Source organism: Pseudoalteromonas sp. QJM3NY_22 (genome assembly GCF_056173065.1).
This window is the reverse complement of record NZ_CM149655.1, coordinates 231,099-255,885: the sequence shown is the minus strand read 5'-3', so window position 1 is coordinate 255,885 and position 24,787 is coordinate 231,099. Positions and strand designations below refer to the sequence as shown.

Genomic DNA, 24,787 nt, shown 5'->3' with positions numbered 1-24,787 from the left:
ACCTCCGGTGTAGTAATTACAACGTGTCTTAAATTTGTTTAAAATCAAGACATTTCGATTAAATCCCACTCAAAAACAAACGAGTTGTCTCTTAAGGGCGGGCAATTGTACCAGCATTGAGGGGGTAGCGATAGGTTATTTTTTAATTAATTTGGAGTGATGGGAAATTAAAGCTGAGCAATTCCGGCTATGTAGCTATTTTACAGGTGGTTACAAAACAAACAAGGCACCTGTAATGTGCCTTGTTTGTTTAGAGCGCAATAAATTAACCAAATAAACCTTTTAATTTATCTTTAATCTTATCTTTTGCTTTTTCTTTTGCCTTTTCTTTTACCTCATCGACCTTTTGCTTAGCTTCATCTTTGAGCGCACTGCCAACGTCAAGCTTTATACCTACATCGTGGAAAGGGCCTTTTATGCGCAGTGGTATTTTAAAGCCTGTACTGTCATCAGTCGTTCCCTGTCCTTCAATCGATCCAACTATGCCTGTAACCAAACGGTAGTTAACCGTTGTTTGGGGTAAATCAACATCGCCTTCACCTGATATTCTAATAAGTGGGCTGATAAGTGATAGGTCGGTATTTTTGCCAACACCATTAGTAAAGTTGAAGCTTCCCGTTAGTGCAGAGAAATCTGTTTGCTCTGATTCTTCAAACCCAGTATCTAACCCTTCAGATGCTGCACCAAAGTTTCCTGAAATAAGCTCCTTACCTTTACGTACCATTTCAGCTATATTCGCGCCTTTTACAGCGCCATCAGCAAACTCAAATCCAAGTTTTCCGTTAAGCGCACCAATAAACGACTTTTGACTTTGGCCAGTTGTGCTTAGGTTCCAATTTAAAGAACCCTTACCCATTAGCTTGTCAAAACCTGCCGCATCCGTTAATAAAGGCTGTGCATCTATACCAGCTAAGTCAAAGTTAGTTGATATTTTATAAGGCACTTGTTGTACGTTTACATTGATAACGCCTTTACCTGACCCTTCATAAGCAGAAAAGCTATCTAGGCTTAGTTTTGCAACGCTATTTTTTAAAGCAACAGTAAATTGATTTGCGCCCAACTTAATATCATTAGCTTTTAATCCACTTGAACGAATTACTACATTCGCATCTAGTGAATTTAAAGCACTTAGATCAATTTTAGTGTCATCCCATACTATTTTCTCTGCAGGTTTATCTTCTTGCTCTACTGACTCTTCCTGTTTTGCTACTGCTTCAGGTAGGTACGGGTTTAAATCAAGCATACCTAAATCAATATCAGCATTTACAGCTAAACGCTTACCTAGGTTAAGCTCGCTCTTACCTTTTATTTCCAATGCGTCTAACGTCGCAGCTAAATCTTCTAAATTAAATTTCTCACCTGCTAGATGCATTTTACCGTTTACACTAAATGCATTAAAAGCATTGTCTTTAGCGTCTAACTCTACACCTTGCCATTTCGCAATACTTTTAACAGACTCACCGCTTAGTGCTAACTGACCTTTAATATCTTTGCCTTGCTTAGCGATGCTCCCTGCGAACGTTAAATCAACTAAACGAGAATCTAAGGTTTGTTTAACATTAAAAGTAGCACCTTCAATTGCTTTAGCTGGAGTATCTAATTTTATATCAAGCTCAAAACGCTCCTGCATATAAGTAATACCCCCTTTTACTTCTAATGTTTTACGAAGTGATGGAAGTAAAATAGCGAGTTCTAAATCACTAATTTGTTGCTTAGTACCTGTTTGACCATCTAGATAAGTAAATGTACCGCCATAAATAGCAACCTCACCTAGCTCAATATCAAAGTTATCTGGAAGCTTTATTGCTTCACCTGATTGGCTTTGCTCTTTAGGTTGCTCTGCAACTGCATCAAACAACTGCCAATTAGCTTTACCATTTTTGTCGGTTTCTAATAGGATATTTGGTTCGTTTATAACAAACTTATCTAATTTAAACTCACCACCAAATAATGAAAACCAAGGTATATGTACAGCAAGCTGTTTCATACTCGCCATGTCGGCGCGCGAACCTGATCCCATATTTGCAAAATGCACGTCGTTAAGTTCTAACTTTAATGCAGGGAATACGCTAAGTGTTTTATCACCTTTAATAGTAAGAGTGCGCCCAGTTGTTTGCTCTACCTGGTGCGACACTTTATTAAAAATAGTATCAGTAGGAATTAAAAACGGTGCGGCAATAATTAGTGCTATACATAATAAAAGTATTACACCTACAATTTTAAGTAAGGTTTTCATGATCGCCCTTTCAAACGTGCAAATAATGTTCTTATCATAGCGAGTGTTAGCTTTAAAATCATTGCTGAAGTTGTAAAAATGCTATTTAGTTTAACTTATTTGGCATGATATGAATCCGTGCTGAAAATTTCAGCATAAAAAACATATAGTAGAGTACTAATGAAATGGTTAATGCTATAAAAAAGCATTAACTAAATAATTCAATTTAGTGTTATTGAAATTAAACATTGTAAATTTAATGACAATATCTCACAAAAACCTCAAATCAAAATAACTAATATTTACCTATAATTTAATCTTGATACATTGAAAAGTATAGATATTTATCCCCTGTCACTATTAAGCATTGAGGACAGCGCTGTTGTTATTGATGTAATTGCGCTAAAATAGACCAGCAAAAAAATATATATCTAATCCGGAGATTCTACAAGGCATGAAAAAACTGCTAATTTCACCGTCAAAAATGACGCTAGGCGAACAAGAAAATCAAATCTATCAGAACATTCTGAAGCAATCTTCAGAGTTAAGCCTTAACCTTATGGCCGTGAAAGTAGAAAACCACCCTGATGATTTTTTACCTTGGTGTTACGAACTATTAAATGCAAGTAGAGATCGTATGAACTACGATTTACTAGAGCCGCAACAATTACCTATACTTAAGAAGCTACACGATCAGCTTATTTCAGCTATCAGCTTTTTACAGGTTAAAACTTTACGTATTGCTCCGTGGCCTGTTGTAAGTGTATTTGTAGAACAACACAAAGACGCTATTGCTCTTGATGAACAGCTTCGCTTAGTAGACTACATTAAAAGCATTCGTGAACAATCTCTTAAAGATATGATTCCTGAAGATTTACTTGCGTTTAGCGGTAAGCATATGGCGTCACTTGATCCAAGCACATACAACTTTGATGTTGAATGGTTTGCCTCAACTAAGAGTGCAAAAAGCTTTCATCAAATGCTTAGCGATTTACCAGGTGATTTTGATGCAGCTCTAGCAAACATCCCACTTGAAGGTGATATAACTCAATATGAATACCAGCAATTTGTTGCTGCTTACTCAAAAGTGTTTACCGACAACAATGAAAAACCAACGCTAGCCCCTGCAACTCGCTTGCTAGCAATGCGCCGCCCTGATTTATTTACTCCGATTACAAATAATCGATTAGATGCATTATGTGGCGCTCTTGGAGTTCCAAAACTTAAAAATAGTGATTTTGAGCGTTACTGGCAAGATATCGTTAAAGGTATTCAAGCTATGTCGTGGTATAAAATGGCTAATGCAAGTAACGAACTAGAGGAACAGTTAGTTTCTATTAAAGCACTGATCCCATGTTTCTTTTATTATGCAGACACTAAAACACCTGACAGTTCAAACTACATCAAGTTACTTAGCAAGCCTAAGCGTAGTACAACAACGACAGGTAAAACTCAACGTAGAGGCAAAGAGTCTGCAGAAATTTTAGTAGACCGTGCTCTTGCTGCTGACGATATTCCTGAGCATATTCGCAGCAAACGAGACTCGATCATTAATGAAGTACAAAAAGGTCGAGGCGTTAACGAAACAATTAGTCTAATGCGTACTATTTTCGGCTAAATAAATCTAACCTAGCTGTACTTTAATGGTGCGGCTAGGTTAATTTATGCACCAGCAGCGTGCGAACACTTATTAAAATCACCTCAATAAAAAACACTACTCCTTTGTAAGTCATTATTTTTAAAATATAAAAATACATTTTAAAATAAATAAAACCAAGCTGGCACACACAGTGCACTATCTCCCCAGTTAAACAATAAAAATGCATCCAGTTAAAAGGTTAAAGCAATACATAATAAAACCTTGGCATGCAAAAATCATATAACGGGAAATGGACATGCTCAAACTAAAAAAAACAATTGCGATTAGCACCATCGCATTAATGGCTGCAACATCGGTAGTCTCAACATCGGTTCAAGCTGAAGTAACAGCAAATGCGGCAGCAACATCAAATTACTTATGGCGCGGCCAAGAGCAAACGGGTGGTGATGCGGCAATATCCGGTGGTATTGACTACGCTAATGAGTCTGGTTTTTATGCCGGCACTTGGGCTTCAAATGCATCTTGGGCTGACGAAATGACCTACGAGCTTGACTTATACGCAGGCTTTGGTGGCGACATTAACGAAAGTGTTAGTTACGATGTTGGTTATATTTATTACGCTTACCCAGACGCAGCTTCTGGAGCTGACGCAGATTTCTCTGAAATTTACGGTAGTATTAGTGTTGAAGGCTTCACATTTGGCGCTTCTGTACTTGCAACATCAGCTGCAAGTGGTGACGGTACAGACTTTGGCGACTCACTTTACCTAACTGCTGATTATGGCTTTGCTGTCGGTAGTAACGGTACTGAAATGGCACTACATTTAGGTCATTACTCTGGTGATTTTATTGGTGACGACAATATCTTAGATTACGGTATATCTATTTCAAAAGACGGTTTTACTTTTGGTTTGTCTGATACAGATATAGATGATTCAGATATTAAAGCCTACGTAGCTTACTCTGTAGACTTTAACTTATAAAAAAGAATGTGTTACTTGCTGCAACACGAAGGGCCTTTTGGCCCTTTTCTCGTTTATAATATTATTTGAATGGCATCTTAGTACAACTCACTTCAACTGTTTTAGGGTACCAAGCCGGAGTAATTTGATTAACAGCCACCTCTGCCAAACCATTAGTAAACGATTTATACGTATAGACACTTTGCCATTCACCTTGTGGGCAATGAGTACTTAAATCTAACGGCTTAGATCCTTCATATAATGCAAGAGCAAAATTATGATGCCATTGTGAACTATCTTGAGTTTTATTGCTCACGTTGTCTTGTACACCATTATCAAAGTAAATGTTCGTACATCCCGTTAATATAATCAGCATACAACTTGTTATAAGTAACTTAATACTCATAATGCCTCTCCTACTATTTCATCTTCGCACCATACTTTAATAGTGTGTGGTGCATATATACCAAGTGTAATTAAACTAAGTGCTCCATCACTAAACGTTTGTTGTGACTGCATTTGAGTTACTGATTTATCTACACATACTTTTTTCACATCAACGCGCTCTTCTCCAACCAATCCCCATAAAAAGAACGGTCAACTATCTTCATAACTCGCTTTGCTTGTTATTTTGGCTGCTTGCTGTGGCTGAATTGTCACCGCAGAGCAAGCAGTTAGACTTAGTACTAAAACGCTTATCATTAGCTGCTTCATTCTTATCCCTTGTTGTTTACTCTTAATGACAGCAGTGTACAAAAAAACTAAAGTTAAGTTAGGGCGTGTTGATCTTTGCGGTATAAAAAACAAACAGCATAAGGATAAGGTATAATTGAATTCGCTAAAAAACGTTACACCGAACCCTCATGCCAAGATTAATGTTAACAGACGCGACATGGAATGTCTTATCAAAAGTAATGCACTTAAGTGGTCGAATTTATAATAAGCCTGAGCATAGAAAAACGCTCGAAGGCATACTCTATAAGATGCGTACCGGTATTCCTTGGCGAGATTTACCGTCTTATTTCGGCTCGTGGAGTGCTATTTATAGACGATTTAATTTATGGTCCAAAAAAGATATTTTGAATGAATTATTTCGAGTGTTATCCCACTATGCTGATATGGATTGGATCTTTATTGATGGCAGTATTGTCAGGGCTCACCAGCATAGTTGCGGTGCAAGAACCGCTGACAATGAATCAATCGGTAAGAGTCGAGGTGGTAATTCGACTAAAATTCATCTTGCAGTAGATAGCGGAGGATTGCCTGTTTATTATGAATTATCCTGTGGAAATACGCATGATATCGTCCATGCAGAGTCACTTGTAGCCAATTGCCCAACGAGTAATGTTGTTGTCGCAGATAAAGGCTACGATAGTGAAAAACTAAGAGAGTTTATTCGTGACAATAGCGCTACACCCGTTATTCCACGCAAGGATAACAGTTTAGTGGGTAATGAAGATATTGACTGGTGCATGTACAAATATAGGCACTTAGTTGAGAATGCCTTTGGTCGGATCAAACAATATAGAGGGATAGCCACACGGTATGAAAAGCTTGAGCGGAATTATCATTCCATGCTCGCTTTAGCATTCACTATGATGTGGCTACCAATATGGGCTGATTAATATACATACTACAAAGATCAACAGCCCCTAGTAAGAAGGTGTGGGGAAAATGTAGTGGTTTATACAAAAATTTATACAATTTTCTACAAAGTTTAGGATGAGGGCTACTTACTAAATGAGTTTAGATATAGTAAAAATAACTTTACTGTTAGCTATCAATAACCTCTTTCAATAGCTATAAAAATGCCAGTCAGTAAAACAACTGGCATTTTTTATACTGCACTTAAAAGCTACAGTGCTTTAATATTATCGCCACTTTTCTTGTCAATTAACTTAATAAAAGGATCCACACCTGCAAATTTAGGTAATTCAGTTACCTTTAGTATAATGGTATTTACACCCGTTTTTATCTCGTGCTTTTGCATATAGATCACAGCACTTTCACTATGTATCTCATTCGGATCTGCGCTGAATAAAGCAACATCTATCATTTGCGCTAGCGGTACATCTTCTTCACTACCTTCGCCATCGGCATGTTTTTTCGCTGCAGCAATAGTCAATGTAATGATATGTTCCCCATCAGCAGATTCAGCCTCTTGCACATCAACATCACTGATTTTTAAATCATATAACGTAATGGCATTAAATTGATCTTCAATGAATGCTTGTTCTTGCTCACTCGCTCCTCGCTTTAGATAGGCAATAAAGTCTAACGTAGTTGGGTAAAACTCTTGCGCATATTGGTAATCTCGCAAAAACGCTCGCAAAGCGGCATTTACGCGCTGCTCACCTAACAAATCATGTATGGCCATCATTACCACGGCACCTTTGTTATAGTGGATATACTGCTGCCCTGCGGCGCGTGCAAGTGTACGTTCCTCATAAAGCTCTGTCGTGCGTCCTAATAAGTAACGATCAAGTTCATACTTTAAGAATTTACGAAGGTTGTTTTCACCATACTTTTCTTTCATCACCATGATAGCTGCATATTGCGATAGCATTTCAGATAAAATATTAGAGCCTTCGACATTCGCGCCAATCACTTGGTGCGCCCACCACTGGTGCGCCAATTCATGCGATGTTACATAGTAAGGAAAATTAATATTATCTGGGTCACGTGTATCTGTAATAAACCCCATATTTTCAGAATACGGTACTGTATTAGCAAAACTCTGCGCAAAACTACGATAGCGAGGAAACTCAATAATACGCATTTGCTTATGCTGATAAGGACCAAACTCTTTAGAGAAGTAATCTAAAGAATCTTTAGTCAACTGAATCATTACATCTACATTCCAAGCATGATCTTTATGATGGTACACTTCAATGTTTACGCCATGATGCTGCTCTTTTTTCACCTCAAGTTCCATTGAGAGTAAAGTGTAAAAGTGCAACATAGGTGCATCCATTTCGTATACAAACGTGGTTCGGCCATTTTTAGTACTTTGTGATTGCAAGTAACCTGGAACCATCGCAATTTGCGACTCATCAGTGGAAATTGTGGCAGCAAAACTTACATAGTTATCTGCAAACAAAGGTTGATTATGATACTGCGTTTCTTCAATTTTATTGCCGCGTTTTAACTCTGGCAAACCCCTTTGACGACGCTCACTTTTATCTTGTATTTGCTTACCAAAGGAATAACCAAAACTCGGGAACAGTGCCGTGTTGTCAATAAAAGTACCGTTATACACAAGTCGCTCATCGCTTCCTCTATCTTCAAACCCTTCGGTATAACGCTCTACGCTCATTGTAATTTCGCGGCTTTCGTTTGGTTGCATGGGTTTAGTAAAATCTAACCAAGCATGACGATACTGCTCATTTAACTCCCCAAGTTGCGCGCCATCCACCTCAACACTCCATTTATGAGTATTATCAGGCTTATTTACTAATATTCGCGTAATCGGTTGTTGCGATTTATTCTCTATCTGCATTATCACGGTAGCTGTAATACGACGTTCTTGAGGGTAGATATCAGCAGTAACAACAACATCTGTTGGAATAGGTAAAGCCGCATCTACAAACTGACCGAACTCACGCTCATACTGCTCTTGTAAGTCTTCATACTGTTCACTGGTTATAAATTGATTGAGAACCGTTGTGTTGTAGTAAATAAAACTTCCTACACCACCAAAAATAAGGGCACCACATACAATAATCGCTTTACCTGAATTGCCTAGCTGATAGCCTAACAACTGAACGCGTGCTTTTAAATTTTGCCCAGCTCCACGAGGCCAAAGCGCATAGCTAAGTGCAGCAATGATCATACTAAAACCTAGCCAGTATAAATTATACCAATGCACCGCAGTTAAAAAGTGGCCATAACCATTAATATCTGAATAAGGCGCCTCTGGTGTCCGACCTATTACAAACATATTATGCTCAAAACCATAGTTACTCATCACCAAAGTAGCGATAAAATACAGCACATATAATCCCATACCTACGTATTTATTTGGGCTAATTACTTGTAGTAAAAAAGCAAAACCACCTTGAAAGATAAGCCCGAGTACAAATAAATAACCGAGTCTAATTACATATTGTGCAATATCAAAGTTCGCCATGCCCATCATCATTTGATAAAACAATGTCACCACGGAGCCAAATGCGCATAACAATAATAAAACAGCACTCAGCGCTACATATTTAGAGCCCCAGAACACCCAATTCGCAACAGGGTACGCATCGATAATGTCGGCCATTCTGGATTCACGATCATGCCATACAAGTTCACCACAATAGTAAACAAGTACTATCATCATCAATATGCCAAAGCTACCTTGAATAAGCTCAACCATTCTAAATGTGACTGGCCAAACATCAGTTCCGTATGGACCCATTGAGCCTACCAACGCTGGAATTAATGTCGCTAAAGATAAAATAAGTAAAATACCAAACGAATAGCTTTTTATAACTTGTTTGACTTCAAAAACAGTACGCGTTAAAAATTGCGACCACGCATTATTTCCCGTCGCTTTTGCCGTTATATTAAACTTAAGTGCAGCTGCAAAATTAGTATTATTATTTTTACTCGCCTTGCCTTTCACTTTTTGCTTTTGAGCCAAATGATGAGATGTATTGAGTGCTGCAATTGCCAATGCTAGTAAGGCAACACCGACCCAAATTAACCTATTATGTAATAACTGATCAGTTAACGTAATTTCCATTACATTACGCTCTGCTATTGTCCAGTATTCCATCTGCATTCTCATTGCCGACATACCAAACATATCTAGGTAAGCTGAGATTTCACGATATTGGATATCAGAGAAAATATTAGATCCAACCAAATAGCTAATAAGTAGGGCAACAGCAACTAGATAGAGCGTTACCATGCTACGAAAGCGCATTGCCACAGCATTAATGAGCGATGAGACAACAAACAAAGAAGGAACTGCAATATAAAAGAAAGGCACTAAATAATAACTTAGTTGGTTTTCACCTATCATTTCACTGTCTAACCAACCCATTAAGCTGCCAAAACCACTGCCAACCCACACACCCAACATAGTGCTTGAAAACACTAATAGCGTGACTAAATAAGCCCCAATGAATCTCCCAGCTTTATACTGAACTATGTTCAGTGGCTTGCTCAAAACTAATTCGTTGAGTTTACTCACGTCATCACGAATAGCTGAGCTTCCAACAAAGTTGACCACTAAAAAAATAGCAAACACCGACATAATCGCAATAACTTGCAAAATTGCGTAAGGAGAATTTATATTTACATTGCTGCTTCCCCCTATTTGCACCGAGTCAGAAACCGATGCCATAAAAGTAAGAAAAAACAAGATAAGTGACGTGATATAGAAAGAGGGCTGACGCATAAAATAGCGCAGCTCAAATTGCATCATTTTAAACAACATAATCAGTATCCTTATGCTGCTTTATTGCGGTGTTGGTGTAATGTTGAAAAATAGACGTCTTCTAAATCAGCAGGCTTAGACTCAAACCCTTCTGGCGCATCGTCAGCAAACACACTGAGTAATGTTTGTCCTGCAAACAAACGCTTCGCTATTACCGGTAATGATTGCTCCAGCTCTGCAGCTTCGGCTTGACTCATTGCTTTGTACCAAATTTTTCCCTGTAACGTATTCGTAAGCTCAATTGGGTTACCTTCAAGTAAAATTTGACCATTAGCTAATACGGCCATATTTGGGCAAAGCTCAGACACATCTTCAACTATATGCGTTGATAAAATCACCACTTTACTTTCACCTAAACCCACTAACAAATTATGAAAACGATTTCGCTCTTCAGGATCTAGACCTGCTGTTGGCTCATCTACAATGAGTAAATCAGGGTCGCCTAATAAAGCTTGTGCAATACCAAAACGTTGGCGCATACCGCCCGAGAAACCACTTACCGCATTTTTTCGATGATCATATAAATTGGTTTGCGCTAACAACCCTTCAACGGCCTCTTTACGTTCAGCCTTATTACTTAAACCTTTTAAAATAGCCATATGATCAAGTAAATCATAAGCACTAACACGCTGATAAACACCAAAGTCTTGCGGTAAATAACCTAAACGCTCACGCAAGCTTTTAGGGTGTGTTAACACATCAACACCATCAAATACAACGCTGCCACTATCGGCTGATTGCAGTGTAGCGATCGTTCGCATTAATGAAGATTTACCCGCACCATTAGGACCCAGTAAACCAAACATCCCTTTAGGGATATTTAAATCAACACCTTGTAGTGCATGTACGCCGTTATCGTAGGTTTTTGATAACCCTGTTATTGATAGCATTTTTACTTCCTTGAATATAAGTAACCTGAATCTCGTTTAAGAAATTGAACTAAATGCCTGTTCCGAGATCCGATCTTTCGACCAAAAACGATTGGATAAGCAAGGAACAGGCATGATTAAATTAGTTGAATTATTTTGCGATGTCGATGATTTGTGCAAAGTATTTATACCCCAATGGGAAAAACAATTACTCGAAGATGGCACCCAAAAACGTCAGCGTTCAGGACGTATGACGACCAGTGAAATTATGACTATTGTTATTAGTTTTCATATGTCACATCACCGAGATTTCAAAAATTACTACCTTGGCTATGTATCACTTATGTACAAAAGTGAATTTCCCAACTTGCTCAGTTACACACGATTTTTAGCCGTTATGCCAAGGGTAATTGTGCCGATGTGTGCCTATTTTACTTCACTTAAAGGTAAACCCACAGGCGTTGAATTCATTGACTCCACATGTATTAAAGTGTGCCATAATATTCGTATTCCAAGACACAAAACCTTTGATGGAATAGCCCAGCGTGGCAAAGGAACAATGGGATGGTTTTATGGCTTCAAGCTACATTTAATCGTTAATCACCATGGTGAAATTGTTGCTGCGAAAGTGACAACAGGAAATGTACATGATACTCAACCAGTGCGTGAGTTAGCGAGCTGCCTGACGGATAAATTATATGGTGACAAAGGGTATTTAAGTAAAGCTTTAGAAGCCGATTTACTCGATAAAGGGGTAAAGCTCATTACGACGGTTCGCAAAAATATGAAGGCAAAAGCGATGTCATTATGGGATAGAGCAATGCTTTCAAAACGCTTTATAATCGAAACAATTAATGACCAGCTCAAGAACATATCCTTCATTGAACATTCAAGACATCGGAGTATGAACGGCTTTATGTTGAATTTAGTCGCTGGATTGGTGGCTTATTGCTTGAAAGAAAAGAAGCCACACCTTAATTTAACTGACGTAGAGCTTAACGCATTAGTTATCGCTTAAGCAGAACTCAGGTTAAGTAATTATTTTTATAATGTTTTATACCACAAGAAAAATAGGAACATAAGTTACTTGCTGGTTAAATTTGTAACAACAAATAAACATAGTTTAAACTCATAATACTTGCTTGCACTGTATTCACTCGGTATAAAAACCACATATACTTTTTATAAGAAGCGAAAAGCCATGCAAGATCACCAAAGCCAGCCATTAAACGACTTTATAGAATACCCACACGACGAAATGCTAAATCGCGCTAACGAGTTTTTAACCACTAGCCAACGCCGCCATAGCATTCGCAGCTTTAGCGATCGCCCAGTACCAAAAAATATTATTGAAGCATGTATAAAAGCAGCTGGCACAGCACCAAGTGGAGCGAATCATCAGCCTTGGCATTTTGTGGCTATAAACAGCAGTGATGTAAAAAAACAAATAAGAGAAGCCGCCGAAAAACTAGAGCGATCTTTTTACGAAGGCAGAGCAGGTGAAGAGTGGTTAGATGCGCTAAAACCGTTAGGCACCGACGCCAATAAGCCTTATTTAGAGCATGCACCTTGGCTTATAGCTGTATTTAGTCAAAAAAAGGGGGGCGTAAGCACCGATGATAAAAATACTAATTACTACGTACACGAATCGGTTGGTCTAGCTACCGGCTTTTTAATTCAGGCTTTGCATCGCAGTGGTTTGGCAACCCTTACTCATACTCCAAAGCCAATGAGTTTTTTAACCGACATATGTGGCCGCGATAGGGATAACGAACGCCCGTATATGCTACTTATTGCAGGCTACCCAAGTGATGATGCAACAGTACCTGCTCATGCACTGGATAAAAAATCTATCGATGAAATAGCTACGTTTATCTAATAATGTATATTATACCTACTAAAGAACTAGAAAAAGTTATTTAGTAGGTTCTGAATAGTATCAGCTACATAGATTTTCATCTGGGGTTCAATCATTCCTATAGACTTATACATTAATAATAAAGCACAACTCATGATTACTACACCTATTACTTTTTGCTTCTTAAAACCAAAAACTATACGCCAAAAATCATTGTAAAAGCGACTCTCTTTAAATAAGTCACTGCATACAAAGAAAAAACCAAGAAAAACTGATGCCATTATTCCAAAGAAAGATATGGGATGGCTAATTAAAAACTGTATTAACTCGAAATATGTACTCAAAGAATCACGTGAAAGTTCAGTAACTAAATGTTTACCTCCAACCAGTTTATTACTATAAATCATGACCATTGACGAAAAAGCAAAACATAAAGCTAGAAACGATATTGGCAAAGATACAATACTCGGAAGCATTCCAATAAAACTTTTCTTTCTATCTCTCTCTGCTGATATACAACTACTTTTAGCCTCTATCGAACCTGATAAAAACGTATCGTCTTCGGAATGAAAGTTATTAACTGATATTTTCCTCTTAGAAGCAATATTCCTAAAGCTTTTTAGATAGCATAAAATACCTTTCATGCTGTAGAAGTCTTTAATACTATCAGATCTTCTTTTCTTAAGAATTAGACGATATAAAGACTTAAAAACTTTAATTGAGAGCTCTTCATATACTCGATTTAGCTCTCGACCGTCAACTTTAGCTAATGGTAGTAAGTTATCTGTTTTAGAGTCATGATGTTGATGCTGATGACAAACATCTTTTATAAAATAGTAAGTTTGATGGATGGATTCTTCAACGAATTGATTAAAACCATCCTGGACTGAAGAAGTCCACAGAAGGTTTTCACGCTGTATTTTTCGTACATATAAATTACTTAACTCGCAAAAACCGTCTCTATCTATTCTTATTTTTGTGACAACTAATGAACGATCAAGGATAGACTGTATGCCACTTATGTTCATAGACTTCAATAATCTTTGACTACATAGTACTTCTTTACAGTCTTGGCTTGGTAATTTTGCATTGGGCTCTATAATCACATATCCAGTTAAATATGCATTGTACTCAAGCTCATCTGGTTCTAAGTAATAAAAAGAAAACTTAAAATCTCCAGAGTGATAACTTAATTTTTCAATTGTTTTATTAAACTTTGACAGTAACCGAAACGGGGATAGCTTACACTCGAATAAAATTTTTCTTAAGAGGCGAGGTAAAGCGCTATCATTTAACTTACGGTTAGATTGTGAAACTAAACTATGATGGAATTCTTTTGTTTTTTCATAGGGGTATGGCTTTGTACTGGAGCCTATCGTATCAAACGATAAACGACCTCTTAAATTTGGAATCCATCCAATAAACTTCATGAACTAATCCTGAGGATAATAAAAAAGCCACATCATGTGGCTTAAAGAACTTTAATAAATTTAAAGTCATGCAGACTTTATCGCTTCTCTAGAAAGTTGACTACAAGACACTAGCTCTCCATTTCTCAGATCTATAGTAAAGCCTTTTGAGATATCTTCAGGAGAACTAGCAAAGGCATGATTTATATCGCCTTGGAGTGCGTTTCTTACACTACCCGTTAGCTTGTGATTATGCATATACTCACTTTTAGGTTTAATAAAGACCCTAAAGCCTAAGACTAAAAATAGAACTGACAATGATAATAAAACCATACCTAAAATAAGCATATACCGACCCTCAACTAATCCATTAGAGACTGATAATTTGATTGCGCATTTTACACACAACAGAAAAAATATCAAATTTATTAAATTTAACTTATATATAACAATTGCAGTAAATGATCGCTCTGTCAATTATTATTAATTAATATACCACTTCAATTTAAATACAAAATGAATGCAACTTACATAAAAATACTACGAATACTATACAAGGCTACCCAAGTGGTGATGCAACAGTACCTGCTCATGCACTGGATAAAAAATCTATTGATGAAATAGCTACTTTTATTTAGTGTTTTCTGCTCGGCAAAACCACTCATATAGCAAAGCAATGATCGACTCAACTTTTGGGTCGGTCAATGAGTAATAAATAGTGTGTCCATCTCGGCGGGTCATAACCATATCCGCCTTGCGTAAACTGGCTAAATGTTGAGATAGTGCAGATTGAGCCAAGGGCACATTTTTATTTAATTCACCAACACTTTGCTCACCTTGTAGCAAACTGCATAAAATCATTAAACGATTTTTATTAGCCATTAATTTTAAAAACTGTTCGGCTTGTTCTGCATTCACAGCGAGTTGTTCAATATTCATTTAATCACATCATTTATAAATATGCTTTTAAGTATAGACTTTTACATTAGATAACTCTAATATAAATTAACATTAGGTATTACTAATATAAAATTGAGATTATAATGAAAATAAGCGATGCGATACTTTTAATCGGCGGTAGTGCAGTAACAATATCAGTACTTTTAAGCTATTTTGTACATAGTAATTTCCAGTTTCTAACATTATTCATAGGTATTAACTTAGTGCAGTCAGCTTTCACAAAGTGGTGCCCATTAATGTCTTTTTTACGCAAAAGAGGATTCACAGACTAATGCTTACTTCAATTCCTGACTTACTAAAAGTTATCACACCTAACCAGCGGCGTATTGACGCAGCGCAAGCAAAAATAGAGCTCGAACAAAATAAAGGCCTACTTATTGATGTGCGAGAACCCGCAGAGCACGCTACAAAAGCCGCGATAGGAGCAATAAACATTCCGCGTGGGTTACTCGAAATGAAATTAATGGAAATAGAAAAAGATGCTGCACGGCCAATATACTTACACTGTGCAAGTGGTGCTCGCGCAACATTGGGAGCAGAAGCGTTAACGCGTGTTGGTTATGAAAACGTTAGCGTTATTACCTGTGATGCAAATCAAATTTGTAGCGTATTTTAAGCATCAACTAAGTACTTATAATTATGCGCCTAACAAAGGTAGGCGTTTAACTTTTTGATAAGTCAGTGCTAATTTAATACACTCTTTAACTGGGTGTTCTGGTAATGGCTTTTCACTATTTAATACAATTGCCCGGTTACCTTCAAAAGTGAGACTGTGGGAATACAACTCTCTAAATGTGCTGACTAGCTTTGATTGGCAATGAAAAAACAAATAACACGATGAGCCCTTAAAGCCTATGCGAATGGGGCTGCCATTTATTACGTTATAACTTGGCTCTCCCCACTTTAAAGACTCTTCAACAGCTCCTAAGTTTTGCTCTTGTGCTACGGTATAAATTAACTCTCGTAATTTTATAAGCTTACTTTTTGCTGTCTCAGGATAATTATTAAATATATTTTTTATATCCGTATTCATAAAAATATCCTTGTAAGCGCTCTACCTATACTTAAAGATAAATTACTTTTGTTGTTTTTCATCCAGTAAAACAAGTAGCATTTGTTCTATATTTTTTACACTATAAGTCAGCGCTCTTAGTAGCTCTTTCTCACTTTGCTCTGTCAACTGCTGCGACGTTTTACCTTGATTAGCCAATACATCTTTTTGTTCAAGTATCGCCTCTCTAAACTCACTCGCATTAACTACACCGAGCAAAGATACTAAAGCGCCGTGTCCTGATTGCCCTGCCGTTTCAAAACTTAAACGATATAACCCAAAGAGCCGCATTAACGGGCCTTGGCTCAACCCAACATCAGTTATTTTTTCAAGCGGTATCGACTTTTCCTCTTTAAATAATACCCCACGTTTAACTACTAGGGGCTGTTGATCTTTCACATTGGTAGCCAAATCATTGCACATGCCAGCGCTAACATACTCTCAAACTGTAATTTCAATTTATCGTACCTTGTCGCTATAGCACGGAAGTGCTTTAGCCTTGCAAAGGCATTTTCAACTAAATGCCTATATTTATATAAGCACCAATCAATATCACCATTACCTGTTTTTGAGTTTTTCTTTCTAGGGATCACTGGGCTTGAGTTTCTCTCTCGAACCTTATTTCTAATGACTTCACTATCATAGCCTTTGTCTGCGATAACAAAATCGCCTTGGGGCAATAATTCAATCAGTTCATTTGCCACTTTACTATCATGAACATCGCCGCCTGTAATAATAAATTCAATTGGTAAGCCATAACTATCAACAGCTAAATGAATTTTACTTGTATTACCGCCACGACTTAATGCTATCGCTTGTTCTTGTTGAGACGCAGCACCTGTACTGTGTTGATGTGCTTTAACATAACTGCCATCAATGAATTCCCACTCAGTGTCACTATTGGCGGATAATGATTTGAACAACCTTATTAATATTCCTTTTTTAGACCAAAGTAGAAATCGGCGGTAAATAGTATTCCATAAACCAAAACACTCAGGGAGGTCACGCCATGGGCAACCAACACGTAAGCGATATAAAATTCCTTCCATCGTTTGTCTGTGTTCAAGCTTGTTATAAACTCTATCTTCAAGCAAAATTGATTTTAGCTTCGACCACAACTTATCAGTGAGCATTAATCGGGGCATGGTAATCTCGTAAGGTTTGTTTTTGGCGAAGTAAATTATACGAGATTACCGCTTACGCACAAAATTCAAACAAAGATCAACAGCCCCTAGCTTTTGTGGTAATAGTTCAGCAGACATCGCAGCTAATATTCGCCCAGCCGCCAACCACACTATAAATAAAATCAAAGGGATGAGTGGAATAGTAACCAACGCTAAAAAACTAATGAGTGATGCAGTAACCATCCAGTATTGTTTTACTTTAAAATCGAATGATGCACTTTTTAAAATAATTTCAGCCATAATCATATTATTTCTAATCACCATAAAAATTCAAAGTACTCCATTACAAAATTGAATGCAATTTCATCAAATATAAAAATATAAAGTTATTCTAAAAATATGGTAACTATTCAGCCACATTTTCAATAAATATATCAGGTAACTGATTTTTGAAGAGTAATTCAAGGGCTAGGCTTGCTGATACATGCTGTTTTCTGCAAGTCGAGAGGTAGCTTCTGATTAAACAAAACATCTCTGCACCTTGCATGCTTCTGAAGCACCCAGATATCTTTTGATGAACCTTGGTCGTCCTAATATCATTCTCACCTTGGTTGTTGCTAAAAGGCACCGCTGTTTCCGTCATGAACCGTAAGACATCATCTTGATAATCTCTTAACCGCTCTAACAACGCTCTAGACTTTGTTCGTTTCAATCTGCCTCGCTGGCCTTTTACTCGGCTGTTTCTATCCGGTGGAGGGCATTTAATGTCACCTTGAGCCAATATTTGTTGATATTTCTCTATATAGTGAGCTTTTGTGTCTGCATCTAGCTCGGGGTTATCTATTTGATGTTTATTGATTTCAGTCAGTAGGGTTTGCAAATCCTTTGCCCATTGCATACCGTCTTGCTCCCATGCCCTTTCTAACTCTCGGATATGATGTGCATTACACAAGGCATGTTGGCACTGTGTATATTGATAATACGGTTTCCAGTGGTCGTGGCATAGTACCCCAGTAAAGTGAGGTAAAATATCGGCGTCATCCATCGCTATTTTCCCTCTTTTCTCATGCGGGTAAAAATACGTCCACCACGTCGTTGATGCACCATGAAGCCATCGTCGTTTACCACCTATATTAATCCCCGTTTCATCAACGTGTAAGGCTTGATAAGTCGTTTTCAGGGCTTTCTTGAGCGCGGCTTCTGCGCCGGAGGACTTTACCAAGGCCGCTGCTTGTTCATTAAAGTTAAATAAACTACCCGCACTGATTGGAATACCGAGTTGATCACAAAAATATTCTTCAATGCGGTTGTAAGGGAGTAATTGATATTGGGATAGGTAAACTGCATGGGCTTTTACACCAACCCCATATTGAATAGGACTGTTAACGTCTTCTGGAAATTCACCAATAAAACGCTTACCTTGCTCATTTTCCAGAATTTGTGCTTGGTATTCAGTGACCACTTTCCTGATATCTATATCGACAACCTGTCGTTTTTGAAAGCCAATTTCACGGTAGTGACCTTTCGGTAAAAAATCACGTTCAACTAGGATGATTTTGATCTCATCAGGCGTCTGTGTTTGGGTTAGTGTTTTACCTGCACGGCCTTTTTGACCACCCGCTGACTTGGCTGATTTCTCTTTGTTTTGTTTTTTTCGGTTGATGTCTTTTGATGGCGGGATACTGCTATTGTTACTGTTAAGTCCTAATTTACTTGCTAACATAACAACGACAACCAGAATGAGTTCAATAGACATCTTCAGCGCAGGCGTGAGAGTTTTACCTTCTTGTAATTGAGCTTTGGTTTTCTCAACGATTTCGTCGATGTTGATGCTGTTTAAATTCATTGAAGCTAGGGCTATTAGGTCATAGCCCTAGCTTGGCATACTGGCGGGATCGGTCAATAGTTAAAAAAGATCCTTTGAAAATAATTTACCATGGTGAATAGTTACAAAATATGTTACTTATATTTCGTAATACATATAAAAAATTGCAATCCAAAAAACCACTAAACACTTTACTTCAGCTGCTTACATATATTTAAAATTTTACACACTAACTTACAACTCAAAATACTTATAACCGTTACACTCACTGCGTCAAACCAATAACGAATCTTATAACTACATTAATAGCGAAGGTAATCATGAATACTTATGTGAAAAAGAGTTTGCAACTGTTACTTAGCACATTAGCCTTATCAAGCCTAATGGCTCAAGCGCAAGATAAATCTCCGTGGTCGGTTGGTGCTGGGCTTATTTCAACTGAATCTCCCTATGCGGGCACAGATAATAGAACATTGCTCTTACCTATGATCAACTATGAAGGTGAAAAATTAACCTTTAGAGGCTTTGCACTCGATTACAAATTAGTTGAAAATAAGGGGTTTAATTGGTCAGTAATACTGGAACCCGGTCAATTTTTTGATTCGTCTGATTCTGATCTCGCCGAGATTAAAGCACTCGACGATCGCAAAATATCTCTCTATGCAGGTTCTAAAGTAAGTTATACCACAGGGTATGGTAGTTTAAGTGCCAGTGCGTCACACGATATATTGGGCCATGGCGATGGCGCAAAATTAAAAGCTCGCTATAGCTACCCATTCAAACTTTCTAAACAAATTATGTTAATACCTTCATTTGGAGTTGAGCTAAGCAGTAGCAAAGTATCAAATTATTATTACGGTGTTACAAAGGGCGAATCAAACACTTTTGATGTATACGAATTAGGCTCTACAGTGAATTATAATGCCGGTATGCTACTCAGTTACCAGCTTAATAAAAAATGGAATGTGAGTGCTATGATTAACTACACACAACTAGACTCTGATATTGAAGACTCGCCAATTATAGATACGTCGAGTATCTCAACTGCCATGATGTCGGTTAGCTATCAGTTCTAATTTAAAACATAGAAGCCGAGCATATAGTAATGCTCGGCCTCTAAATGCTATTGTTGATTAATTATTACCTTTATATTATTTCTATCAGGGCCAATAACGCTAAATGTATAATTACCCTGCTCAGCAACGCTCAAAGCTATATTAGTACCCACCGCTTCCAGTAAAGTCAGTTCACCTATATTTACAATTGGGGATTCACCTACACCACCGTAATCAACGGTACTCCAATCCTCAGAAGCCACTTTAAACTCATAATCACCCGCTTCTAAAGCTAATGACGTTGTATAAGTAGCATTACCCTGATAAATAAGTGGGTTATCCGTACTCCATTCATTTAAATTGCCTCGAATAAATACTTGCGTATCAGCAAACATTTCCGCATTTAAAATGATTAATGTAACGGCGCTTAAATCGCTCGCATCCAATACAAATTGATATTCGCCATCATTAGCAATATCTATAGTCATATTTGCGCCACCAAGTGCTAATAGTTTAGCTTTGTCTATAGTTGCACTAATATCGCTATCAGCAGAGCCATAATCAACCGAACTCCAGTCTTCAGAGGCAACTTTAAATTCGTAACTCCCTGCAGCGAGAGTATTAGTAAAAGTATAAATACCCTTTCCTTTGTAAATCAGTTCGTCTGTGACTCCCCAATTATTTAATGTACCTCGCACAAAAATGGCATTACCAACAAATGGCTCCTCGTTATAAATTTTAAGTGTTGGGCTCTCCTTATCGCTAGCATCAAATACAAACACATAAGTGGCATCAATAGCGGCAGTAAAAGTCATGTTAGACCCACTAGCTGTTAGGGGCTCACTTTGACTTTCAATTACTTCTTTATCAGCATCTGATAGCGCACCAAAATCGACAGTAGACCAATCTTCTGAGGCTATTTTAAATTCATAGTCACCCGCACTAAGCGTAACAGCTAAGCGGTACTCTCCATTACCAACATATTCAAGTACATCACGAGTACCCCAATCATTTAACGAGCCGCGCACATAAACGGTAGTACTTGCAAAAGGTACTACATCGGGGGCGCCTACCGTCGCATTAGCACTTAACCCTACACCTTGGCCATCGTCTTGCGGCTTAACAAATACCGCCATTGTGTATGCTGGTACGTTAAAGCTACCTTCACCATCTCCTTGAGTAAAAGAAGCTGCAGCCATCATTGGATCAACACTATCTTTAATTATACTGTGTAACTCAAAGCCATTCGCCGTTGGTATGCTATGAGTAAGCAACTGCTCGGTGCTATTAATAACCACAACGAGCGCATCGTTGTTTGCATCAATGTCGGTTAATCCTTCGCCATCATCAATACTCATAACAATTAAGCCATGTTGCTGGTTTTTGCCCACATTATGAAAACCAACACGTTCTATTACATCTTGCTCTGTGGTTAATCTAAATAATGGGCTAGCACTGCGAATAGCTAAAAACTCTTGAAAAACACCACCAGCATAAGCAATATTTTGCGGTTGTGCAGCAGCTTGAGGGTTACCCGAAATAGGCATTATTTCAGACCATTTCTCTTGGTTTTTCTCAGCATTAGGTAAGCCAATATTCCAATTATTATTTTGCTTAGTTAAATCAACTGCATTAAACCAATCTCCGGCATTGTAACTATCACGATCCATTGACTTTGAACGCAGTAAATCAGCGCCCAGTTGCATAAATGGTATGCCTTGGCTTACAAGCGGCATAGCGAGCGCCATATTGTGAGCACGTACACGCTCTTCAATATTCATACTAGCAGCATGTTTATATTGTAATTGATCCCATAGCGTTTCGTTGTCATGTTTAGAGACGTAGTTAATGCTATCGGCAGGGTCAAGTGCATATGCTGTTGGCTGAGTATTCCACGTAAAGCTATTGCCCTTGGCTGAATTACCTTTAAAGTCTTTTAGAATATAATTTTGTAAATTCCCAGCAAGCGATAAACGCAATGTATCTTGCTCAGCTAAATTGCCATCGGTTGGGTTATTGCTAAACAATGCTCCACCTCGAATAGCCTCGCGGATACGGTCGTTAAAGGTACCCACCTCTGAACCCGCCATATCGGCTTGTTTTGCTTGCGTAAATAAACGGTTATTAGCTACTTCACCAAAGTCCCAACCTTCGCCATAAAAATAGTTATCTGCATCGATTGCTTGAACCGCTTCACGCGCTGCTAAAATAGATGACTTAGGCATATGCCCCATCACATCAAAGCGAAAACTATCATAACCAAAGTCACGGGCTAAAATCACTAATGAATCAGTGACAAACTTATCCATCATGACATGCTCAGTGGCGGTGTTTTCACAACATGTTGATTGCTCAATGCCACCACTCACTTCGTTGTACCTGTGATAATAGCCGGGTACTAATTTATCAAATACCGACTTATCCCAAATACCTGATGCTGTTGTATGGTTATAAACAACATCCAGCACGACTCTTAATCCAATTTCGTGTAGCGACTGCACCATAGCGCGCGTTTCAACTACGCGAGCAATACCCTCAGCCGTTGAGGCATAAGACCCTTCAGAGGCAATAAAATGATGCGGATCGTAACCCCAGTTAAAACCATCTAGGTCACGCATAGCACTGGCAAGTGCTTGGGCATCGTCAGAGCCTGGTAAATAACTTTGCAGCAACTGGACAATAGTGCTGTTCTTGTCTTCTGTTTTACAAGCGTCTGCTTCATCATTTATACGTTCACATAACTTACCTAACGTATCGGTTATTTCAACTCGCTCTGCGGCATTTTCTTCAATAGTGCCAATGTCTGTCACTGGTAGTAAATGAAAGTGAGTTAACCCCTTCTCAGCCAACTGCTTAAGATGCTGCATTGGCACGCTTTCGCGCTCTGTAAATGCAAGGTATTTACCGCGATTTGGTGCACTAACACTGGTATCGCGCACACTAAAGTCACGTACATGCCCTTCATAAATAATTGCATCTTCTGGATTGGTAACGGTCGGTATACTGCGTTCATCCCAGCCCTGTGGTTTGGTGTCATCGTCATTTAGGTTGATTAGCTGCGAATACAAACCATTGCTTGATACATTGAGTGAATAGGGGTCTGTACTCCATAAACTTTCAATCGCTTTAGTGATTGGGTGATATACATCAAACGCAAAACGGTAGTAATGGCGATCGTATTTAGTATCTAAGCTGATAGACCAAATGCCAGTATTACTATCAAATAACATTGCACTGCTATGCACTTGTGCTTTATCGGCATCAAACACATTAAGTATCATATTATTGGCCGTAGGTGCCCACACTGATACATCAATTGCATTGTTATTGTAATTAACGCCTAGTAGCGCCTCGTTAGCATCATTTTCATTTTGCGTATAAAGCGCATCTAATGCTTTTGCTGTTTGAACGTAACTTGCTTCAAGAAGTTTGCCATCAACATCAAAACCCGCCACTAGCAGTTGTTGTTTAATTAATTGCTTAGCGGCCTCTGCATCCCAGTTACCTTGATAAGCGGTCCAATCACTCAAGTGCGGTACTTTTAGTGCTTGCTCATCGGTTAAGTTGGTTTGTATCAACTCAATACTTTGACCATTTAATCCAGTCTCTTCATCAACCTTTAAATCTGCGCTTGCAGAGCTATATAATTTAATGATTTGACTCAGTTCATTACTCGGTTTGTACAATACTGTATTTAAATCTATCCAATGTGCAGAAGCCCCTGCAATAGCAACCGGACGCTCACCTAAATTTAAAATAGGAAACTCAAAAACAGACGGCTCACCATGTAAAGTAAAGTTCATACGCTGAAATTTTTCGTCGTCTTGCATTAATGGCATTGTTAAATCAACATCACCAAATGCCTTACCATCACCTTCTGTGCCTATATGAATAATAAAATTAGCGCACTCGTTGTAATCGGCTTTGAGCTTTATAATCCAATAAGCACCATAATTCGGATCTATCCCATCATGCACATGGCCGTTTTCCCAATCGCTCGTATCAAAAGGCGGTGCAAAAGCATCGCACACATCGTTATTCCACGAATGCAATCGGTAACCTTCATAGTTAGCGTCTGTTACGCGGTTATAAAATAAAATTGCCTCATTATCGCCAGGAAATACAACAGGATCAGGTAACGTTGGATCAGCGCCAACAATACAGCTTTCATTTTTTTCGTCGGGAACCGTTGGCGCTGCGCATTCAATCGGCTCAGGATCGACACACTGTGTGCCAGTTTCGTTTGGTACTTGAGGTACATTACAAGTGAGTAACACTTGCCCCGATTTCACATCATCACCACTGCCACATCCAACTAATAGCATTAAGTTTAAGGCGACTAAGAAGTAACTATATTTTTTAATTTTTGTAACTATTCACCATGGTAAATTATTTTCAAAGGATCTTTTTTAACTATTGACCGATCCCG

19 protein-coding genes and 4 pseudogenes are annotated in these 24,787 nt (G+C 38.2%); 9 read left to right on the top strand and 14 right to left on the bottom strand.

The window, feature by feature from the left end; translation table 11 throughout:
- Window positions 1–265: 265 nt before the first annotated feature.
- A complete protein-coding gene (locus AC0VZ4_RS01240) occupies window positions 266–2,236 on the bottom strand; it encodes an AsmA family protein (protein ID WP_475440688.1) in 1,971 nt (656 codons plus the stop codon).
- A 433-nt stretch (window positions 2,237–2,669) separates the two neighbouring features.
- Between AC0VZ4_RS01240 and AC0VZ4_RS01235 the strand changes: the two genes are divergently transcribed.
- Both AC0VZ4_RS01235 and AC0VZ4_RS01230 read left to right on the top strand, forming a co-directional pair.
- Complete coding sequence (locus AC0VZ4_RS01235) at window positions 2,670–3,833, top strand: hypothetical protein (protein WP_475440687.1); 1,164 nt, start codon at window positions 2,670–2,672, stop codon at window positions 3,831–3,833.
- A gap of 277 nt (window positions 3,834–4,110) precedes the next feature.
- Window positions 4,111–4,797, top strand: a complete 687-nt coding sequence (locus AC0VZ4_RS01230) for a TorF family putative porin (RefSeq protein WP_306724723.1) — start codon at window positions 4,111–4,113, stop codon at window positions 4,795–4,797.
- 61 nt (window positions 4,798–4,858) lie between these two features.
- Here the strand turns inward: AC0VZ4_RS01230 and AC0VZ4_RS01225 are convergent, their stop codons facing one another.
- Both AC0VZ4_RS01225 and AC0VZ4_RS01220 read right to left on the bottom strand, forming a co-directional pair.
- A complete protein-coding gene (locus tag AC0VZ4_RS01225) occupies window positions 4,859–5,182 on the bottom strand; it encodes a Bor/Iss family lipoprotein (protein ID WP_475440686.1) in 324 nt (107 codons plus the stop codon).
- Window positions 5,179–5,490: pseudogene (locus AC0VZ4_RS01220) on the bottom strand (Bor family protein). Before AC0VZ4_RS01220 ends, AC0VZ4_RS01225 begins: the two are co-directional and overlap by 4 nt.
- A gap of 149 nt (window positions 5,491–5,639) precedes the next feature.
- Here AC0VZ4_RS01220 and AC0VZ4_RS01215 point away from each other — a divergent pair.
- Window positions 5,640–6,401, top strand: coding sequence for an IS5 family transposase (locus tag AC0VZ4_RS01215; RefSeq protein ID WP_475439610.1), 762 nt, complete (start codon window positions 5,640–5,642; stop codon window positions 6,399–6,401).
- A 230-nt stretch (window positions 6,402–6,631) separates the two neighbouring features.
- Here the strand turns inward: AC0VZ4_RS01215 and AC0VZ4_RS01210 are convergent, their stop codons facing one another.
- Together AC0VZ4_RS01210 and AC0VZ4_RS01205 are read right to left on the bottom strand one after the other, a co-directional pair.
- Window positions 6,632–10,207, bottom strand: coding sequence for an ABC transporter permease/M1 family aminopeptidase (locus AC0VZ4_RS01210; RefSeq protein ID WP_475440685.1), 3,576 nt, complete (start codon window positions 10,205–10,207; stop codon window positions 6,632–6,634).
- A gap of 11 nt (window positions 10,208–10,218) precedes the next feature.
- Entirely contained in the window at window positions 10,219–11,097 is an 879-nt protein-coding gene (locus AC0VZ4_RS01205; RefSeq protein WP_475440684.1) for an ABC transporter ATP-binding protein, read from the bottom strand.
- Window positions 11,098–11,209: 112 nt separating this feature from the next.
- Between AC0VZ4_RS01205 and AC0VZ4_RS01200 the strand changes: the two genes are divergently transcribed.
- Entirely contained in the window at window positions 11,210–12,094 is an 885-nt protein-coding gene (locus AC0VZ4_RS01200; RefSeq protein WP_475441597.1) for an IS982 family transposase, read from the top strand.
- Window positions 12,095–12,277: 183 nt separating this feature from the next.
- A complete protein-coding gene (locus tag AC0VZ4_RS01195) occupies window positions 12,278–12,955 on the top strand; it encodes a nitroreductase family protein (RefSeq protein WP_475440683.1) in 678 nt (225 codons plus the stop codon).
- A gap of 26 nt (window positions 12,956–12,981) precedes the next feature.
- Here AC0VZ4_RS01195 and AC0VZ4_RS01190 read toward each other — a convergent pair whose 3' ends face one another.
- Together AC0VZ4_RS01190 and AC0VZ4_RS01185 are read right to left on the bottom strand one after the other, a co-directional pair.
- Window positions 12,982–14,364, bottom strand: coding sequence for a hypothetical protein (locus AC0VZ4_RS01190; protein ID WP_475440682.1), 1,383 nt, complete (start codon window positions 14,362–14,364; stop codon window positions 12,982–12,984).
- A 66-nt stretch (window positions 14,365–14,430) separates the two neighbouring features.
- On the bottom strand, window positions 14,431–14,601 hold the full coding sequence (locus tag AC0VZ4_RS01185; protein ID WP_475440681.1) for a hypothetical protein: 171 nt from the start codon (window positions 14,599–14,601) through the stop codon (window positions 14,431–14,433).
- A 293-nt stretch (window positions 14,602–14,894) separates the two neighbouring features.
- Between AC0VZ4_RS01185 and AC0VZ4_RS01180 the strand changes: the two are divergent.
- A pseudogene (locus tag AC0VZ4_RS01180) lies at window positions 14,895–14,981 on the top strand (nitroreductase family protein); the annotation flags it as partial.
- Here the strand turns inward: AC0VZ4_RS01180 and AC0VZ4_RS01175 are convergent.
- Entirely contained in the window at window positions 14,974–15,282 is a 309-nt protein-coding gene (locus AC0VZ4_RS01175; protein ID WP_096792289.1) for an ArsR/SmtB family transcription factor, read from the bottom strand. The pseudogene AC0VZ4_RS01180 and the gene AC0VZ4_RS01175 overlap by 8 nt on opposite strands.
- 104 nt (window positions 15,283–15,386) lie before the next feature.
- Between AC0VZ4_RS01175 and AC0VZ4_RS01170 the strand changes: the two genes are divergently transcribed.
- Window positions 15,387–15,575, top strand: coding sequence for a YgaP family membrane protein (locus AC0VZ4_RS01170; RefSeq protein ID WP_033023357.1), 189 nt, complete (start codon window positions 15,387–15,389; stop codon window positions 15,573–15,575).
- Window positions 15,575–15,919, top strand: coding sequence for a rhodanese-like domain-containing protein (locus AC0VZ4_RS01165; protein ID WP_007376450.1), 345 nt, complete (start codon window positions 15,575–15,577; stop codon window positions 15,917–15,919). Before AC0VZ4_RS01170 ends, AC0VZ4_RS01165 begins: the two co-directional genes overlap by 1 nt.
- A 21-nt stretch (window positions 15,920–15,940) precedes the next feature.
- Here the strand turns inward: AC0VZ4_RS01165 and AC0VZ4_RS01160 are convergent, their stop codons facing one another.
- From AC0VZ4_RS01160 to tnpC, 5 genes and pseudogenes are all read right to left on the bottom strand, one after another.
- The gene (locus tag AC0VZ4_RS01160; protein ID WP_007376449.1) at window positions 15,941–16,336 is read right to left on the bottom strand and encodes a DUF1801 domain-containing protein; all 396 of its coding nucleotides are present in this window, start codon (window positions 16,334–16,336) and stop codon (window positions 15,941–15,943) included.
- Window positions 16,337–16,378: 42 nt separating this feature from the next.
- A pseudogene (locus AC0VZ4_RS01155) lies at window positions 16,379–16,741 on the bottom strand (PH domain-containing protein); the annotation flags it as partial.
- A gap of 8 nt (window positions 16,742–16,749) precedes the next feature.
- Window positions 16,750–17,499, bottom strand: a complete 750-nt coding sequence (locus tag AC0VZ4_RS01150) for an IS5 family transposase (protein WP_475439649.1) — start codon at window positions 17,497–17,499, stop codon at window positions 16,750–16,752.
- 87 nt (window positions 17,500–17,586) lie between these two features.
- Window positions 17,587–17,778 (bottom strand): annotated as a pseudogene (locus AC0VZ4_RS01145) (PH domain-containing protein); the annotation flags it as partial.
- Window positions 17,779–17,884: 106 nt separating this feature from the next.
- Window positions 17,885–19,324 (bottom strand): IS66 family transposase, encoded by a 1,440-nt coding sequence (gene tnpC / locus AC0VZ4_RS01140; RefSeq protein WP_475440680.1) that lies wholly within the window; start codon window positions 19,322–19,324, stop codon window positions 17,885–17,887.
- Window positions 19,325–19,623: 299 nt separating this feature from the next.
- On the opposite strand from tnpC, the gene AC0VZ4_RS01135 reads away from it, so the two are divergent.
- A complete protein-coding gene (locus AC0VZ4_RS01135) occupies window positions 19,624–20,379 on the top strand; it encodes a MipA/OmpV family protein (protein ID WP_475440679.1) in 756 nt (251 codons plus the stop codon).
- A 47-nt stretch (window positions 20,380–20,426) separates the two neighbouring features.
- Here AC0VZ4_RS01135 and AC0VZ4_RS01130 read toward each other — a convergent pair whose 3' ends face one another.
- Window positions 20,427–24,683 carry an alpha-1,6-glucosidase domain-containing protein gene (locus AC0VZ4_RS01130; protein ID WP_475440678.1) on the bottom strand — a complete coding sequence of 1,419 codons (4,257 nt, stop codon included), beginning with the start codon at window positions 24,681–24,683 and terminating at the stop codon, window positions 20,427–20,429.
- Between the last annotated feature and the right edge of the window lie 104 nt (window positions 24,684–24,787).

Excerpts from the sequence above, each read along its gene's own strand:
- AC0VZ4_RS01240 (WP_475440688.1), bottom strand. The coding sequence starts at position 2,236 with ATGAAAACCTTACTTAAAATTGTAGGTGTAATACTTTTATTATGTATA.
- AC0VZ4_RS01235 (WP_475440687.1), top strand. The coding sequence starts at position 2,670 with ATGAAAAAACTGCTAATTTCACCGTCAAAAATGACGCTAGGCGAACAA.
- AC0VZ4_RS01230 (WP_306724723.1), top strand. The coding sequence starts at position 4,111 with ATGCTCAAACTAAAAAAAACAATTGCGATTAGCACCATCGCATTAATG.
- AC0VZ4_RS01225 (WP_475440686.1), bottom strand. The coding sequence starts at position 5,182 with ATGAGTATTAAGTTACTTATAACAAGTTGTATGCTGATTATATTAACG.
- AC0VZ4_RS01215 (WP_475439610.1), top strand. The coding sequence starts at position 5,640 with ATGCCAAGATTAATGTTAACAGACGCGACATGGAATGTCTTATCAAAA.
- AC0VZ4_RS01210 (WP_475440685.1), bottom strand. The coding sequence starts at position 10,207 with ATGTTGTTTAAAATGATGCAATTTGAGCTGCGCTATTTTATGCGTCAG.
- AC0VZ4_RS01205 (WP_475440684.1), bottom strand. The coding sequence starts at position 11,097 with ATGCTATCAATAACAGGGTTATCAAAAACCTACGATAACGGCGTACAT.
- AC0VZ4_RS01200 (WP_475441597.1), top strand. The coding sequence starts at position 11,210 with ATGATTAAATTAGTTGAATTATTTTGCGATGTCGATGATTTGTGCAAA.
- AC0VZ4_RS01195 (WP_475440683.1), top strand. The coding sequence starts at position 12,278 with ATGCAAGATCACCAAAGCCAGCCATTAAACGACTTTATAGAATACCCA.
- AC0VZ4_RS01190 (WP_475440682.1), bottom strand. The coding sequence starts at position 14,364 with ATGAAGTTTATTGGATGGATTCCAAATTTAAGAGGTCGTTTATCGTTT.
- AC0VZ4_RS01185 (WP_475440681.1), bottom strand. The coding sequence starts at position 14,601 with ATGCATAATCACAAGCTAACGGGTAGTGTAAGAAACGCACTCCAAGGC.
- AC0VZ4_RS01175 (WP_096792289.1), bottom strand. The coding sequence starts at position 15,282 with ATGAATATTGAACAACTCGCTGTGAATGCAGAACAAGCCGAACAGTTT.
- AC0VZ4_RS01170 (WP_033023357.1), top strand. The coding sequence starts at position 15,387 with ATGAAAATAAGCGATGCGATACTTTTAATCGGCGGTAGTGCAGTAACA.
- AC0VZ4_RS01165 (WP_007376450.1), top strand. The coding sequence starts at position 15,575 with ATGCTTACTTCAATTCCTGACTTACTAAAAGTTATCACACCTAACCAG.
- AC0VZ4_RS01160 (WP_007376449.1), bottom strand. The coding sequence starts at position 16,336 with ATGAATACGGATATAAAAAATATATTTAATAATTATCCTGAGACAGCA.
- AC0VZ4_RS01150 (WP_475439649.1), bottom strand. The coding sequence starts at position 17,499 with ATGCCCCGATTAATGCTCACTGATAAGTTGTGGTCGAAGCTAAAATCA.
- tnpC (WP_475440680.1), bottom strand. The coding sequence starts at position 19,324 with ATGAATTTAAACAGCATCAACATCGACGAAATCGTTGAGAAAACCAAA.
- AC0VZ4_RS01135 (WP_475440679.1), top strand. The coding sequence starts at position 19,624 with ATGAATACTTATGTGAAAAAGAGTTTGCAACTGTTACTTAGCACATTA.
- AC0VZ4_RS01130 (WP_475440678.1), bottom strand. The coding sequence starts at position 24,683 with ATGCTATTAGTTGGATGTGGCAGTGGTGATGATGTGAAATCGGGGCAA.